This window comes from Spiroplasma endosymbiont of Halictus nicosiae, assembly GCF_978018445.1.
In genome coordinates this window covers 2,024,187-2,039,135 of record NZ_OZ389573.1, presented here as the reverse complement: position 1 = coordinate 2,039,135, position 14,949 = coordinate 2,024,187, and the positions used below count along the sequence as shown (strand labels likewise).

General features: G+C 26.8%; 16 protein-coding genes, 1 tRNA gene and 2 pseudogenes. 18 read left to right on the top strand and 1 reads right to left on the bottom strand.

Annotated elements, in window-relative coordinates; all coding sequences use genetic code 4:
- Positions 1-9 precede the first annotated feature (9 nt).
- The 10 genes and pseudogenes from ACZ91P_RS13915 (at position 10) to ACZ91P_RS13870 (ending at position 9,623) form a co-directional block, all read left to right on the top strand.
- Positions 10-513, top strand: a complete 504-nt coding sequence (locus ACZ91P_RS13915) for a hypothetical protein (protein WP_465156946.1) — start codon at positions 10-12, stop codon at positions 511-513.
- A 15-nt stretch (positions 514-528) separates the two neighbouring features.
- Positions 529-843, top strand: a pseudogene (locus tag ACZ91P_RS13910) (DUF3137 domain-containing protein); the annotation flags it as partial.
- 17 nt (positions 844-860) lie between these two features.
- Positions 861-995, top strand: coding sequence for a hypothetical protein (locus tag ACZ91P_RS13905; protein WP_465156945.1), 135 nt, complete (start codon positions 861-863; stop codon positions 993-995).
- Positions 996-1,459: 464 nt separating this feature from the next.
- Entirely contained in the window at positions 1,460-2,368 is a 909-nt protein-coding gene (locus tag ACZ91P_RS13900; RefSeq protein ID WP_465156944.1) for a type I phosphomannose isomerase catalytic subunit, read from the top strand.
- A gap of 181 nt (positions 2,369-2,549) precedes the next feature.
- A complete protein-coding gene (locus tag ACZ91P_RS13895; RefSeq protein ID WP_465156943.1) occupies positions 2,550-3,209 on the top strand; it encodes a fructose PTS transporter subunit IIA in 660 nt (219 codons plus the stop codon).
- 68 nt (positions 3,210-3,277) lie between these two features.
- Positions 3,278-3,784, top strand: coding sequence for a hypothetical protein (locus ACZ91P_RS13890; RefSeq protein ID WP_465156942.1), 507 nt, complete (start codon positions 3,278-3,280; stop codon positions 3,782-3,784).
- A gap of 249 nt (positions 3,785-4,033) precedes the next feature.
- Positions 4,034-4,507: a hypothetical protein gene (locus ACZ91P_RS13885; RefSeq protein ID WP_465156941.1), complete on the top strand. Its 474-nt coding sequence runs from the start codon at positions 4,034-4,036 to the stop codon at positions 4,505-4,507.
- 554 nt (positions 4,508-5,061) lie between these two features.
- Positions 5,062-5,970 carry an MATE family efflux transporter gene (locus tag ACZ91P_RS13880; RefSeq protein WP_465156940.1) on the top strand — a complete coding sequence of 303 codons (909 nt, stop codon included), beginning with the start codon at positions 5,062-5,064 and terminating at the stop codon, positions 5,968-5,970.
- A 72-nt stretch (positions 5,971-6,042) separates the two neighbouring features.
- On the top strand, positions 6,043-6,414 hold the full coding sequence (locus ACZ91P_RS13875) for a hypothetical protein (RefSeq protein ID WP_465156939.1): 372 nt from the start codon (positions 6,043-6,045) through the stop codon (positions 6,412-6,414).
- 248 nt (positions 6,415-6,662) lie between these two features.
- Positions 6,663-9,623 carry a 2-oxo acid dehydrogenase subunit E2 gene (locus ACZ91P_RS13870; RefSeq protein ID WP_465156938.1) on the top strand — a complete coding sequence of 987 codons (2,961 nt, stop codon included), beginning with the start codon at positions 6,663-6,665 and terminating at the stop codon, positions 9,621-9,623.
- Between the two features lie 17 nt (positions 9,624-9,640).
- On the opposite strand, the gene ACZ91P_RS13865 is transcribed toward ACZ91P_RS13870, so the two are convergent.
- Positions 9,641-10,255, bottom strand: a complete 615-nt coding sequence (locus tag ACZ91P_RS13865; RefSeq protein ID WP_465156937.1) for a YigZ family protein — start codon at positions 10,253-10,255, stop codon at positions 9,641-9,643.
- A 231-nt stretch (positions 10,256-10,486) separates the two neighbouring features.
- On the opposite strand from ACZ91P_RS13865, the gene ACZ91P_RS13860 reads away from it, so the two are divergent.
- From ACZ91P_RS13860 to ACZ91P_RS13825, 8 genes and pseudogenes are all read left to right on the top strand, one after another.
- Positions 10,487-10,562: transfer RNA gene (locus ACZ91P_RS13860), tRNA-His, on the top strand.
- A 403-nt stretch (positions 10,563-10,965) separates the two neighbouring features.
- Positions 10,966-11,508 (top strand): DUF402 domain-containing protein, encoded by a 543-nt coding sequence (locus tag ACZ91P_RS13855; RefSeq protein ID WP_465156936.1) that lies wholly within the window; start codon positions 10,966-10,968, stop codon positions 11,506-11,508.
- A gap of 93 nt (positions 11,509-11,601) precedes the next feature.
- Complete coding sequence (locus tag ACZ91P_RS13850; RefSeq protein WP_465159007.1) at positions 11,602-12,978, top strand: glycoside hydrolase family 1 protein; 1,377 nt, start codon at positions 11,602-11,604, stop codon at positions 12,976-12,978.
- 9 nt (positions 12,979-12,987) lie between these two features.
- Positions 12,988-13,389, top strand: coding sequence for a hypothetical protein (locus ACZ91P_RS13845; protein ID WP_465156935.1), 402 nt, complete (start codon positions 12,988-12,990; stop codon positions 13,387-13,389).
- Positions 13,390-13,436: 47 nt separating this feature from the next.
- A complete protein-coding gene (locus ACZ91P_RS13840) occupies positions 13,437-13,601 on the top strand; it encodes a hypothetical protein (RefSeq protein WP_465156934.1) in 165 nt (54 codons plus the stop codon).
- 201 nt (positions 13,602-13,802) lie between these two features.
- Positions 13,803-14,012 carry a hypothetical protein gene (locus ACZ91P_RS13835; protein ID WP_465156933.1) on the top strand — a complete coding sequence of 70 codons (210 nt, stop codon included), beginning with the start codon at positions 13,803-13,805 and terminating at the stop codon, positions 14,010-14,012.
- 89 nt (positions 14,013-14,101) lie between these two features.
- Positions 14,102-14,371 (top strand): hypothetical protein, encoded by a 270-nt coding sequence (locus ACZ91P_RS13830; RefSeq protein ID WP_465156932.1) that lies wholly within the window; start codon positions 14,102-14,104, stop codon positions 14,369-14,371.
- 272 nt (positions 14,372-14,643) lie between these two features.
- Positions 14,644-14,941, top strand: a pseudogene (locus tag ACZ91P_RS13825) (PTS sugar transporter subunit IIB).
- The last annotated feature ends 8 nt before the right edge of the window (positions 14,942-14,949 follow it).

Genomic DNA, 14,949 nt, shown 5'->3' with positions numbered 1-14,949 from the left:
ATTATGGGAATGCCACTTAGTTTTTTAAAAGGATTATTAGAATTAGGTATTGCTGGCAAAATTATTTTAGTTTTTAGTAGTTTAGTTACTTTAAGTTTAGGGATTTGATTATTTACAAAGTATTATCAAGCAGCAAAATTACAAAAAATTATTATGCAAGAACTACCGTTTGAGAAATTTTATCAAATTGGTCTTAATGCTTTGGCAAAAAAACAATATCAAATTGCTACTATTACTCAAAAATTTAATCTTTTTTCACACATGGGAGTACATAATACGAAAGATCTTAAAGAAGACTATGTTATTAATTTTTATGAAAATGATATTAATTACTCATTTGTAACATTGACACGACGCGAAGTGAATGGTTGAGGTAAAGATGAAGAAGTTACTTATACGCGATATCCATATTTGACGTTTGATGTTAAGCAAATGCCAGAATTAGTTGCTACAATTAAAGCATTGTATACATTCTTAAAAATTTTTAAAACAAGGGATAATACAACATTATAATCAACAGAATTTGAAAAAATGTTTGCTGTTAATGCAAATGACCAAATTTTAATACGAAAATTATTAACACCAAAAGTAATAGTCAATTTAATTGAGTTAGCAAAAGAAGAAACAAAAATCCCAATAATGCACTTTGATGATGGGAGCTTGACAATTGTTTTTGATAATTATTTTGTTAATAGTTTTGATAACCCAAAAGGACGACTACTCGGATTCTATTTTATTGGAACTTATCAAGATATTTTGACAAATATTATTGATGTTATTCATCAAGACATTAAATGATTATTGACTGTTTTGCAATGAGTTTTAGTGTATGATTTTAGGTAGTAGATTTTTGTGGTGGAATGGGTTTATTTAAAATAATTAAATTAATGGTATTAAATCCACCAATAATACTACAACTTCATAAAGCATATACTAAGCCAACATATCATAATCGCTTAATTACAAAACTAAAAATTGTTTTTAAAATTAGTTAGATGGAAATTAAAGTTAAAAAGAAGAAAACAATTCTAATGATTAAAACAAAAAAATAAAAATATAAACTTAAACGTAATCGATTTTTGTTGTTGTCATAATAATAAATTTTTGAAAAAATAAAGGGGTTTTTAATAATTAAATAATTAATAAATAATATAATTAAATTAATCACAAGAAAAATTGAACAATAAATTAATTTATCTTGTCATGGCATGTTTTTTAATGCTAGGAAAATAATTATAAAAATAATTGTTACAATACCTAATGCAGCAAAAAGTCATAATAAATGCCATTTAATTTTTTTAAAATAACTTCGAATACGAATAATTTCCATTGTTGACTCAAATCATTTTATTAGTTAAATATATCTTACTATAAATTTTAATGATAATATTATTTAATGATAATATTATTTTTTCAGTTTTTGTGGTTTAATATAATAGAAAAACTGAGGAGGACATTTATGTATAAAGTAATTAAAGTGACACCATATTTTTCAGAACGTTTATGAGGGGGGCAAAAATTAGCGGATTTTGGTTTTCAATTGCCAACAGATGACTTATATGGTAAAGCATGAGTGATTAGTGCATTAGATAATGGAATGAGTTATATTGCGAATGGTTCTGAGACGGGAGTATCATTAAAAACATTTTTTGCAAATCATCCAGAATATTTTGGAACTACTGATAAAGAATTTCCTTTATTATCCAAAATTATTACAGCAAATGATTATTTATCAGTTCAAGTTCATCCTGATGATGAATATAGCTTAAAACATAACAAAATGTTAGGTAAACCCGAATGTTGATATATCCTTGATTGCCCTATTGATGCTAAAATGATTTATGGACATTATGCTCAAACAAAAGCAGAATTAATTCAATTGGTTGAAAAAAAGGCATGAGCACAATTATTTACAGAAGTAAAAATACAAAAAGGGGATTTTTTATATGTTCCTCCAGGTAAAGTTCATGCCATTACCCCAGGTGTAACAGTTTTTGAATTACAACGTTCATCAGATATAACATATCGTTTTTTTGACTTTGATCGTGCTGATAAAGAAGGAAACTTTCATCCGCTTCATTTACAAGAATGTTTTGATGTAACAACAGTTCCTGATTCAACTAATCAAATTGTTTATCGTAATGAAGGAATTTTAATTGATAATGAATATTTTACATTATATTTGTTAACAAAAACACGAGAACTTGATTTAAATACTATAAAATGAGCACAAGTAACAGTTGTTGAAGGAAAAATAACCATCGGAACAACAGAACTTTTAGCAGGTGAATCAGCAATAATTGTGGAATTAGCACAAAAATTAACAATAAATGTTAAGGGTAAAGTATTATTAAGTTATAAAAGATAAATTTAAAAAGAGCAAAAATTCAAATTTTTGCTCTTTTTTTAACTAAAAAAAATGACACCTATTAAATTTTAATTTTATAGAAAAAAATTCCATTTTATATTTAAAAATAGATTTTTTTAAATAAAATTATTGAGTTTTAATTTTAAAATAGTAAACTATAAATGGAAGGATGAAAAACTATATGTATAATAACATTTTTAATGAAAAACATATTATTTTAGATTCAACAGCTAAAACTAAAGAAGAAGCTTTTTTAGAACTTGCTCAATTAGCTGAAAATCTTGGATATGTTTCTGATCGCAATGAACTTGTTAAAGGTTTTGAGACTCGAGAAAAAGAATCTTCAACAGGTTTTGAAGATGGCTTTGCAATTCCTCATGCATCAATTAGTGCTGTTACAAATGCAGCGGTTTTATTTATTCGTTTCAAAAATGATGTTGATTGAAATGCAATGGATGGAAAACCAACGAAAGTTGCCATTGCTTTAATTATTCCTGAAGCTAAATTAGGAGAAATTCATTTAGGAATTTTAAGTGAAGTAGCACAAAAATTAATGGATGAAGATTTTAAAAAAGCAATGAAAGTTGAAACAGACAAAGCAAAAATTTCAACAGCATTATTAACTGGGATTGGAAAAGAAGAGGTTCCAACCAAAACGACTCCAACTGGTCAAAAGCCGTTGCTTTTAGCAATGACAGCTTGTGCAACAGGAGTAGCGCATACTTTTTTAGCTGCGGATAAGTTAAACCAAACTGCTCCTAAAATGGGATACGACATTAAAGTTGAAACACATGGAGCTGGCTGAAGGTGTTCGCAATGATTTTACAGAGAGAGAAATTAAAGAAGCCGAAGTAATCATTGCTGCAACGGATATTGGACTTGATATGGAAAGATTTAAAAGAAGGAAAAGTGCAACCAACTGGAGAATTTATTACTAAGGGTGCTAATGGTAGCAACCAAAAAGTTGGAGTAATGAAACACTTAATGGCTTGGGTTTCATATATGGTTCCAATTGTTATTTTAGGAGGAATTTTTATTGCTATTTCATTAGGATTAGCAAAAGCAATTTATGGTCCCAACTATGAGAATTTTCATGGTTCATTAAAAGGAATGGGTTGAATTCCTAATGCTAGCGGAACAACAGCACATTGAGGAGAAATATTTTATACTGACCCATTAACTGACCCAAAAAACTTTTTCTATTATCTTAATGTTATAGGGGTATTAGCCTTTACATTAATGATTCCAATTTTGGGAGCATTTATTGCTAATTCAATTGCTGGTCGTTCAGCAATTGCTCCAGCTTTAGTTGTTTCATTTATTGGAAATAATTCTGCTAACTTTTATCCTTTACCAGGAAATGAAGCAGTTAATACTCCAACTTTGGATTCGTTGGAGCAATTGCAGCCGGATTAGCGGTTGGATATACTGTTAAATGAATTAATACTTAAAATGTTCCAAAAGGATTAAAACCAGTAATGCCAATCTTCTTTATTTCAATTGTTGTCGGCTTTATCTATGGAATGATTATGATGTTTGTGATTGGTTCAACTGTTGGTTGAGTAATGGGTAAATTCTAAGATTGAATTTCACGAACATGAGGTAATACTTCCAATGCTGCTAATGTAGCAATTGGATTAGGCTTTGGACTATTGATTCGGAGCAATGGCTGGTTTTGATATGGGTGGACCAATTAATAAAGTTGCATTCTTAGCATGTACAGGTTTAATTGGTTCAAAAATTTATACACCAATGGGGGCAATGGCAGCTGCAATTCCAGTTGCACCAATAAGAATGGGAATTGCAACATGAATTTTTAAACCATTCTATAATAAAGAACAACGCACAATGGGTTCAACAGCATTCTTTATGGGATGTATTGGAATCTCAGAAGGAGCAATTCCATTTGCAGTTAATGATCCAAAACGTGTTATTCGAAGTAACATTGTTGGTTCAGCAATTACGGGTGCTTTAGCTGGTGCTGTAGGAATTGCTGATTTGGCTGGTCATGGTGGACCAATTGTTGGATTCCTATCAGCGTTAGGTCGTGGTAATGGTGATGCTGGAGTTTATGGATGAGCTAGTGCTTGAGGATGGACATTACTAGAGCATTCTTATTTATGATTATTGGGGCTTTAATTACTGCCTTTATGTATGGTTTCTGACAAGTTGTAGATAAAAAATATACTGGTGAAACAATTTCAATGAAACAATTTGTGGTAAAAAAACATACTAATAAAAAAAGAACATAATCACCGCCATATAACAAAAAAGTAATCATCAAACCCAAATTAAAAAAAGATTAATAATAAGGATTATTAATCTTTTTATTTTTTGTGTATAATAGAAAATATTAATATAAAAGGAGGACAAGACAATGCATTTGTTAGTAAAATCATTATTCGATGTTCTTCCATGATGAGTTGCTTTATTAATTTCAATAATAATTTTGATGCTTATAATTGGATTAGTTATTTTTTCAAACGAAGAACTGATCAAGTTGCAAATCATAGTGAAAATAAAAAATTAGAAAGTTTATGGCAAAAAATTGGTAAGTCAAGAAAAAAACACAAAAAATAATTTTTTTGCAAGTTCAATTCAAAAAATGTCCATGGTTATCAAGAACTATTTAATGAGATTAAATATATTTTTGGAGCAGATAATGTTTATCATGTAAAAGCAGTTTGAGATAGTTGGGGTTTAGGAAATTATGTTGGATATCACATTATACAGCAGGACAATTAGCAATTAATGGAGTTGCTGCCTCTAACCAACTTTATTTTATTATGTTTGCAATTCTAAGCGGAGTTTGTTATGGTTTTGGAGTTTTTAATGCACAATATTATGGTGCTGAAAAGTATAAAGAATTACAACAAGTAACATTATTAAAAATTTATATTTGTTTAATCATTTGCCTTATTGTATTAATTTTATCGCAGGTTTGTGGTTATGAAATGATTAGTTTTACTACAACACCAAAATATGCTCCTCGCCCTGAGATAGTTTCACAATTAAAATCTGAGGATAAAGATTTAGCAATTCAGTGGTTTAAATATTTTGAATATAGAGCAGCGTCAATTTCAACATTAGAAGGAGCAGAGTATTTTAAAATAGTTGCTTTATCATATCCATTGTTAGCAATTAACATTGCTTTCATTACGACTTTACTTGAAACTGGTCGAGCAGGTTTGGCAGTATGAATTTCAGTTATTGCTTTAAGTACGAATTGTTTTATGAATCCATTTTTAATTGAACCAAATTTTATTGCAAATTTTAATGGAATTGGTGCACAAGTAGCCGCAATTGCTACGTCAGCTTCACGTATTTTGCAACTTGTTTTCATAATAGTTTTATTTTCATATAAACGGTATAAATTTATTATTCGAAATTGATGACACTTTGATGGTTATGTTACAAAACGAGCGTTTCAAAAAGCTTGACCAATTGTTTTAAATGAAATTTTTTGATCAGTCGGAATGGTAGTACAAGTTAAATTACGAGCATATTATAGTTTAGATGCTTTAACAGCAAATGCGATTTTTTCAACAATTATTGCTGCTTTATATACGCCGCTGTATCATGGATTTGCTGCGGGAACTTAAGTTTTAGTTGGCAGCCGGTTAGGGGATAATAATTTAGAAGAGGCAGAATATAATGGTAAACATTTAGTTATTTTGTCTTTTCTAGTTGGAATTATTGCGGGATTAATTTTAGTTGCCGGAGGATGATTTTTACCAGAATTATTGTTTGTAAATAATACGCCAGAAACATTTAGAATTGCACATTGGATGCTTTTTGCTTATGGATTATGATATCCTTGTTTAATGATTGCTGCAACAAGTTATGCCATTATTAGAACAGGTGGTGCTGTGATGAATGCCTTTGTTTTAGATGCTTTATTCACATGATTAGTGTCAGTACCATTATTCGCAATTTTAATTTTTACTTCAAATTTAGATATTATTTATATTGTATTAATTATGCAATCAGTTGACAGTTTAAAAGCAATTTGAGCATTGATGATTTTAAAACGAAAAAATGGGTAAAAAATTTAACAGAAACTAAGCATATTACAGAATTTGATAATAAAGTAAAAAGGATAAAAAGAAATGCGAAAGAAATGTAAAAATTTTTCATTTTTTTTTTTTTTTTGTGTATAATGTTATTTCTCATTTTAATACTAAAAAACAGTGAATGTATGATATAATTACTTTGTAATAAAATGGGTATAAAAGTGGCTAAACTAAATTTAATAAAACATATTAAGTTTTTTTGAATGGGGTAATCAGAAACAATGAAAAAAATTAGAGTATTAACGTTAGAAAAAAAAAGAATTTTAAAAAAATTCTTATATCAGAATGAAGAAGTTAAATTAGGTGATAAAATTGCTTTAATTGAAACTGAAAATGGTGAATCTATTATTACAGCCCCAATGGATGGAATTATTGTTAAGCCAATTAAAGAAGGCACTAAAATTAAACCCAATGCTGTTATTGCTAATTTGCTAACAACTGAAGATGAAATTGAAAAGTATTATTTTAAACGTCTTGAAGATAACGAATTTACTCGTTTAAATAAAAAAGGGGCAAAATTTTCGACAACAAAAAATGGTCAATTTGGAACAAAATGAAATGATATTGAAGAAGATGATTATTGAGGAATTAGTATTGGGAATGAAAATACTTTACATCCAACTTTTACGCCACCTTTATTGAATCAGCAACAAGTTTACAATAATGAAAACATTATTAATTCAAGAGCTGTATTAATTAATGAACAACATCCATATGATACTTCGATATTATCACAAAATTTTAACCAAAATGGTGGAACTCCCTTTTCTAAAGATAATACTATTAATAATAGTTCTTATTTTTCAACAAATATTGAACAAAATCAATCTATTAATTTTCAGCAACAAAACAATTCATCATCACAAAAACAACTTTTTGAACAACCCACTAAAATAACACAAGAAGAACAGAAACGATGGGATGAAACAGCATTATCTTTTGGTCCTAAGAAAACACGAAGATTATCATTTAAAAATTTAAAAATTAATGATAATGATATTATTAATAATCGAGAAAAAATTCCTTCAATTGATACAATTAAAAACCCAATGAATAAAGAAATAAAAAGTGAGGCGAAGACAACAATGGTTAATATTCCTGATTTGAATAGTAATATGTTTCAAGATGGTAACTTTGAATCACAAACAAATAGTTTGAATCAACCACCTTCTATTCCCAACCAAAATATTATAATGAATGCTATTCCAATTGGACAAAGAAAATTAACAGAAGAAAATCAAGCAAAAGAATATGCAAAATATTTAGTTAATAAAACAAAGCATCAAGATGAAGCACCAATTAATGCAGCAGCATTTTTTGGTGGTCAAAATGAAAATACTAGTTTTCGTAATCTTGTAAATCAACGTCGTGAGCAATTACATAATAATAATGATTTTCATGAGTTATCATTAGAAAGTGATAATTCCAAAAATTCAATAGATTTTTTAGATGAAGATGGACGTCCTAAAATTTTACGTAATATTGTCCAAGAAAGAATGAATGATTTAATTAAAAGAAATGTATCATCAGAAGTACAAACTGGGTATAGTAGTTCTGCTTCTAATTATAATGATAATGTTAATACTTTTAAAACAAATGACAAAAAATTATCTGATAAAGCTTATATTTCTGCTGATGGTTACACAATTGATCCAAATGAGTCAAATGAAGCGAAAGAAAAAAAACAAGGACATTTTTCTCCATTAAAATCTTATCGTGATCGTTTATATGAAAAATTAAATGATAATGGGCAACGAGAAAAAATTTTAAAAACAAGAAATCAACGAGAGTTAATTAAGAAAAGAATGGAACAAATTGCAAAAGGAAATGTTGAAGTTGATTCTGTTTTAGGAGGAATTAGTAATTATCAGCGTCCTTCTTTTGAGGAAGTTGAATCACAATATAAAATATTAGATAATGAATATTATGATAATAATTCGCAGCAGAAAAAAACAAATGATGATATAGTTAAACCATCTTTATCATATGAAAAACAACAATCATCTAAGCAACTAACTCAACTTGAAAACAGTGATGAAAGTAACTGTAGTTTAAAAGGTACAATTGATAATAATGTAATGATTGAATTGGCAATTTTAAAAGAACGCTTAGCTAATCAAGAACAAAATAATCGTCAAAATGAATTATTACGAGAAATTCAAAGTTTACGTCAAGTAAATAATAATAATAATACAGATGGAACAAACATTGAAAAAATGATGCAATATATGTTAATGCAACAAATGTTAAAAACAATGAATGACTCAGATCCTGTTTTAAAAGAGATGTTAAAAGAATTTAAATTTAATAATAAACAAGAGCCTGAATTAAAAACTGAACATAATTGTGAAACACATAATTTACAAGTTAAAAAATTTAATTCCACAGAAACTACAATTCCTAATACTTATGGAAACTTGGTACAACCATTAAATAACAATTTAAATATTATTAATAGTAATAGTCAAGTTGAACCACAGGGATTAGAAACAAGAGAAGAAATTAAATCAATAAGATATCCTGCGATTCAATCAATGATTATGTCTCAAGCACATGTACCACCATTAACAATTAATACTGAAATTGATATGTCAGCAATTATTGATCAACAACGAAAATTAAAAAATGCTAATGCTGAGCATGGTGTTCGATTTTCGACAATGAGTTTTTTAGTAAAAGCAGTTTCGTTAGCTTTAAGTGAATATCCAAAATTAAATTCATATTATGATTCAAAAACAAATCAAATTGTAATTAAAAATTCACAACACATTGGGTTAGCAACAGAAACTAGTGAGGGATTAGTTATTCCAGTTATTAAATTTGCTGAACGAATGAGTTTAAAACAAATTGCAATTAACATTCAAGAAACAATTGAACGTTTACGTCAAGGTGAATTATATGATTATGAATTAAAAGGAAGTACTATTACTATTGCCAACTATGGAATGGTTGGAGCAGTTAATGCAACACCAACAATTTTTTATCCTAATTCAGCAGTAATTGGTGTTGGGCGTATTGTTCGTAAACCAATTGTCATAAAAGGGGATAAACTAGTAATTCGTTCAATAATGAATCTTGCTTTAACAATTGATCAACGAATTATTGATGCTGCAGAAGCAGGAATTTTCTTAACACGGTTAAAAGAAATTTTAGAATCACCAGAATTAATTACGTTGTCATAAAAAAATCTTATTAATTTTTAATTAATAAGATTTTTTAAAATTTTATAACTATAGATTTTTCCTTTAATAATTAAATTATCTAATTCAATTAGTACACTGTTGTTACGATCAATAATTATAGTAAAAATTAAGTCACCACGATAAATTAACCTAGATATAATATTAATTTTATTTTTGTCTAAAAGTTCTCGTAAAAATACTTCATTTAATGGGAGTAATAAAATTCCAATTTTAATTTGTTCATTAATTTTTTCTAACTGAGCAGAATTTAAAATAATACACGTAATTGTTGCATATCCATTTTTAATTCAATCTTCGAGTAAACTGTAAATTGGATTAAAATACCGAAGAACTAGAACAATAATATTTGCTATATTTTTTTCAAGAATATTTTCTAAGATAGTTTTTCCTGCAATATGTCGTGTTTCACCATTATCGGTTTTGTAAATATTTTCACGACGATTCCCAATGAGATATGCATATACATTATGGTTTGCTTTTTTATCTTTATACTTTTTTAAAAAGTTAATAACATCTGTTTCAGTTTGAACGTAACTAGCAAAACAAAGAAATTTAACATTACGAATTATTAATTCTTTAGTTAAAATTTTATTTTTCTTAATTATATACATTTTGTTATTCTTTTTCTATTTTTACTCCCTTGGGTACTACATAGCTGTACCTAATATATTATATAATATAAAATTAATGATAAGATTTATTAACATAATAATCCTTTTTAAAGTAATATCTTATTTATTTTAATGTTATAAAAAATATGTTTTTAAGATGTAGGAATAATTCTATTTACATTTTTTTGTTTTAAGTTATAATAAATAGGGTTATTTATATAATCAGATATGGCGGTTGTGGCGAAGAGGTTAACGCTCCGGATTGTGGCTCCGGCATTCGTGGGTTCAAGTCCCATCAGCCGCCCCATTTTTAACTACAAAAGTAGTTTTTTTATTTTTAAAAAGAAAAAATATCAAATCTAACATAATATCTCCCCTATTAAAATTATCAAACAAATAGGGGACATTTTTACTTAACTATAAGGTCTTGTAAAAAGCAATATATAAATTTATAATTTCCAAAATAATTTATTTCCAATAAAAAAATTTCTAATTAGTTAAAGCCTGTCTATTTACTTAATAAATACAACTGATATAATGAAAATGTTGACGTATTTAAAATAGCATTTTATTTTAAAGTAATTAATATCAAAATAAAATTAAATATTATGGCAATTTAAATTTAATAATTTTACATAATTTTTAATTGTATTATTTTTAGTTGTTTTTTTGCTGTAATTTTAAAAAAGTAAATTATGGGAGGTAACATTATGGACTCGTTACAAGTTGGAGATAGTGTCTTAGTACATGCTTATAAACATAATGGTTCAGTTTACCGTAGTTGAGAATTAGCAGTTATTTTATTACTAGAAGAAGAATATATTGTTTTAGTAAATGAAAATGTTACTGTTACAGAATTGAATGGTAGAAAATGAAAAACAAATGAACCAGCAATCTGGATTTTTAATCGGAAAAATTGAAGTAATATTATTTGTATGCTTAAAGATACCGGGATAAATTATTATTGTAATATTGCATCACCATTTATTATGGAGCAAAAAACAATTAAGTATATTGATTATGATTTAGACATTAAAGTTTTTGCCGATGGTAGTTATAAAATTTTAGATTTAAAAGAGTTTAATCGAAATCGCATTGCTTGAAAATATAGTCGTGATATTGTTAATGCAATTTGAACAGAAATTGATAATTTAAAGCATTTAATTAAAAATAAACTTTTTATTTTTGAACATAGTCGTGTAGAAACATTATGGAAACAATATTTAGTATTAAAATCCAAATTACTTAAATAATGTTTTATTGTTTATTCTCTAAATAATAGATATAATAAAAGTGTTTTAGAGAGAATATTTCTAATGGGGCAGTATAATTTTTAAAAAAATTTTTTATGAGGTAGTGCTTTTTCTGGTCCGCAAACAGAAGGGGCATCTTTGAAAGATGGGAAATCTGCATCAAATTGAGATCATTGATTTAAGTTAGAAAAATACCGTTTTTTTAATCAACAACCTTGTTTGAATGATTTTTACCATCGTTATCAAGAAGATATTAAAATTGCAAGGGAGTTAAATTTTAATTCATTACTAACATCAATTCAATGAACTAGATTAATTCCTGATGGAAAAACAGTTAATCCAAAAGGAATTGAATTTTACAATAATGTAATTAATGAAATGTTAAAAAATAATATTAAACCAATTATTAATTTATTTCATTTTGATATGCCATATTGAGCACAACAAAAAGGTGGTTGACTTTGACGAGAAGTCGTTGATGCTTTTGTTTTTTATGCAAAAACTTGTTTTGAATTATTTGGTGATCGAGTTGAAATGTTTATTACTTTTAATGAACCAATTGTTGTAATTGAAGGTAGTTATTGATATGATTGACATTTTCCAAATGAAGTTAATATGCAACATGGTATGCAAGCTCAATGGAATACTTTAATTGCTGATTTAAAAGCAATTAAAGTATTTCGACAATTAAAATTAAAAGGAAAAATTGGGTGCATTTTAAGCATTTTACCATCAATTCCTCGTAGTAAAAATAAAGCTGATTTAGAAGCAGCAAAATGACATGATTTGTTTACAATTAATTGTTTTTTAGATCCAATGGTTAAAAATGTTTATCTACAAGAATTAAAAGAAGTTGCTAAAAAATATAACTTTATGTGACAAATTGTTGATGGAGATGAAGAATTAATTCAAGATGAGAACTTAAAAATTGATTTCTTAGGAGTTAATTTTTATCAACCAGCTCGAGTAAAAGGCGTTGATTTTATTCCAGATTTTATTAATGGAGCAATTACACCACACTATTTTTACCAACCTTATGAAATACCGGGGCGTCGTATTAATCCATACCGAGGATGAGAAATTTTTCCTAAGGCAATTTATATCACATTAATGAATTTAAAAGAACATTATAATAACATTCCAGTTTATATTTCAAAAAACGGAATGGGAGTTGAGAATGAAGAGCGTTTTTTAGAACATGGTATTATTAATGATCAATATCGCATTGATTTTACTAAAGAACATTTAGTTTGAGTTCATCAAGCAATTAAAGAAAGTTCTAATTGTTTTGGTTATCATTCTTGAGCTTATATTGACAATTGATCATGAATGAATGCGTATAAAAATTGTTATGGATTTGTTCAATTAGATTTAACTAATAACGGTAAAAGGGTTTTAAAAAAATCAGCTAATTTTATTGCTGAAACTGCTAAAACAGGTATATTTGAATATGAAACAGAAGTAATTTAAGGATTTAAAATGAAAATTATAGATTCAGAGCGTCTAATTGTTTTACAAAAAGAATATGATGATAATCATAGCAAATTTAATCAACAAGTGTATGTTTCACGGTATAGTGAAGCATCACGAATTTTAAAGTTAATTCAGGTAATTAAAGTTAAAAAACCATTGGGTCAAACTTTTCATATGTTATTAACAATGTTGGCGCATGATATGAATGCTAACCTAACATATGATGATTTAGAAAATGATGCTTTTTACCGAGCAGGAACAAAGGATAAGAAACGAGAAATGCATTTAGCTTGTTTAAATGAAAATGAGGAAGTAACACTAGAATGATTCACATCCGAAGCTTGGATTAGTAAAAATTTTCGTTTTCTTAGTAAAAAAATGGACAAGAAACAAAGATTATTTATTTAGAAATTGTTAAAAGTTTAAAAGCAAAAACAGGTTATTTAGAACAAATTATGCGGAATAATTATCTTAAAGCTGAGGTTATTCTCTTTGATATGCAAATGTATGAGTTAAAACGAAATTTAGACTTATTATCACCAAAACAATTAGCTAATTATGAGATTAAAATGAGTAAATATAAAAAAGGATTGGCAACAATTCGGTTATTTTCTAAATAAAAGATTAAAAGAAGATATATTGTAATATATCTTCTTTTTTAATAAAATTCTATTACTAAATCATATTGTTGTGGTTTAGGTTTTTATTAATTAAAGAACTATTAATTTTAAAATATGGAACATTTAATCAGTATTAACCATTCCGCTTTTACTTACAAAAATATTATTATTTTTAAATAATCAAAAGAAAGGAAAATAATGATGAAAAAAATTTTATATTTATTAACAATGCTAACATTTACAATCGAAATTGTGCAGGGAACTACTGCTATTACAAGTTTTGAAAAACAAAAGGCTCGGAAATTATTTAATATTATTGATAATAATGAGTTAACTGTTATTTTATATGAAAATGAAGAATTAACATTACAAAAAATTAAAAATAGTCTTCAATTTTTTTTTTTTTTTTAGATATTAGTAAAATTAATGTTGAAGAATGTGAAAATAAAAATATTAAAATTATTACTAATGATACAAGTGTTTATACTGGTGAAGCAATTATGAGAGTTAATGTTTTTAGACCAACTAAGTTGAATAAGATAGTACCAAATAATGTTGATTTAGGAGTATTAAACTTTAACAATAGGGTTTCTAGTACAAAAGATTATATTATTATGATAAAAAATGTTTTGGCAATTCAATATCCGCAATTAAATCTTGATAAAATAGGAATTGCTTTATCACCTAATTTTAGTTCTGGATCACTTTTTTTATTATCAGAGATAGTTTATACTGGGATAGTAAATTTTACTTTCAGTGTTAATAATTAAACAATGATAAAAAATAATATTAGACAATAAAAGCAACAATAATAAATATAAATAACGATGAAAACTTTTCTCAATAATACGAATTCTCATTCAAAATAATAAAGAATATTGTAGCTGGAATAAAAGCAAAATAAATTATAAAAGATGGTACCATATTATTTTTACCTTTCTCTTGGAAAATTATATCAGAAAAATAAAATAATTTTTTTATTTTTTAAAGGACATAATATATAATTGAGGCAAAGGTAATTTGATTAGAAAGGTGGCATGTTATGAAAAAAATTTTACTAGTATGTTCAGCTGGAATGAGTACTTCAATTTTAGTTAAAAAAAATGGAAGAAGCAGCTAAAATAATGAATGTTGATGTTCATGTTGAAGCAAAAGCAATGGCTGAGGCACAATCTGTATTAGAAAATTATGATGTAATTTTACTTGGTCCACAAGTAAAATATATTGAAAATAATATTAAAAGTATGACAGAAAATCCTATTTCAGTTATTCCAGCGAATCTTTATGCGCTAGGAAAGGGAAAAGAAGTTCTTGAATTAGTTTTACAATTAATTGGGTAATTTTAGGA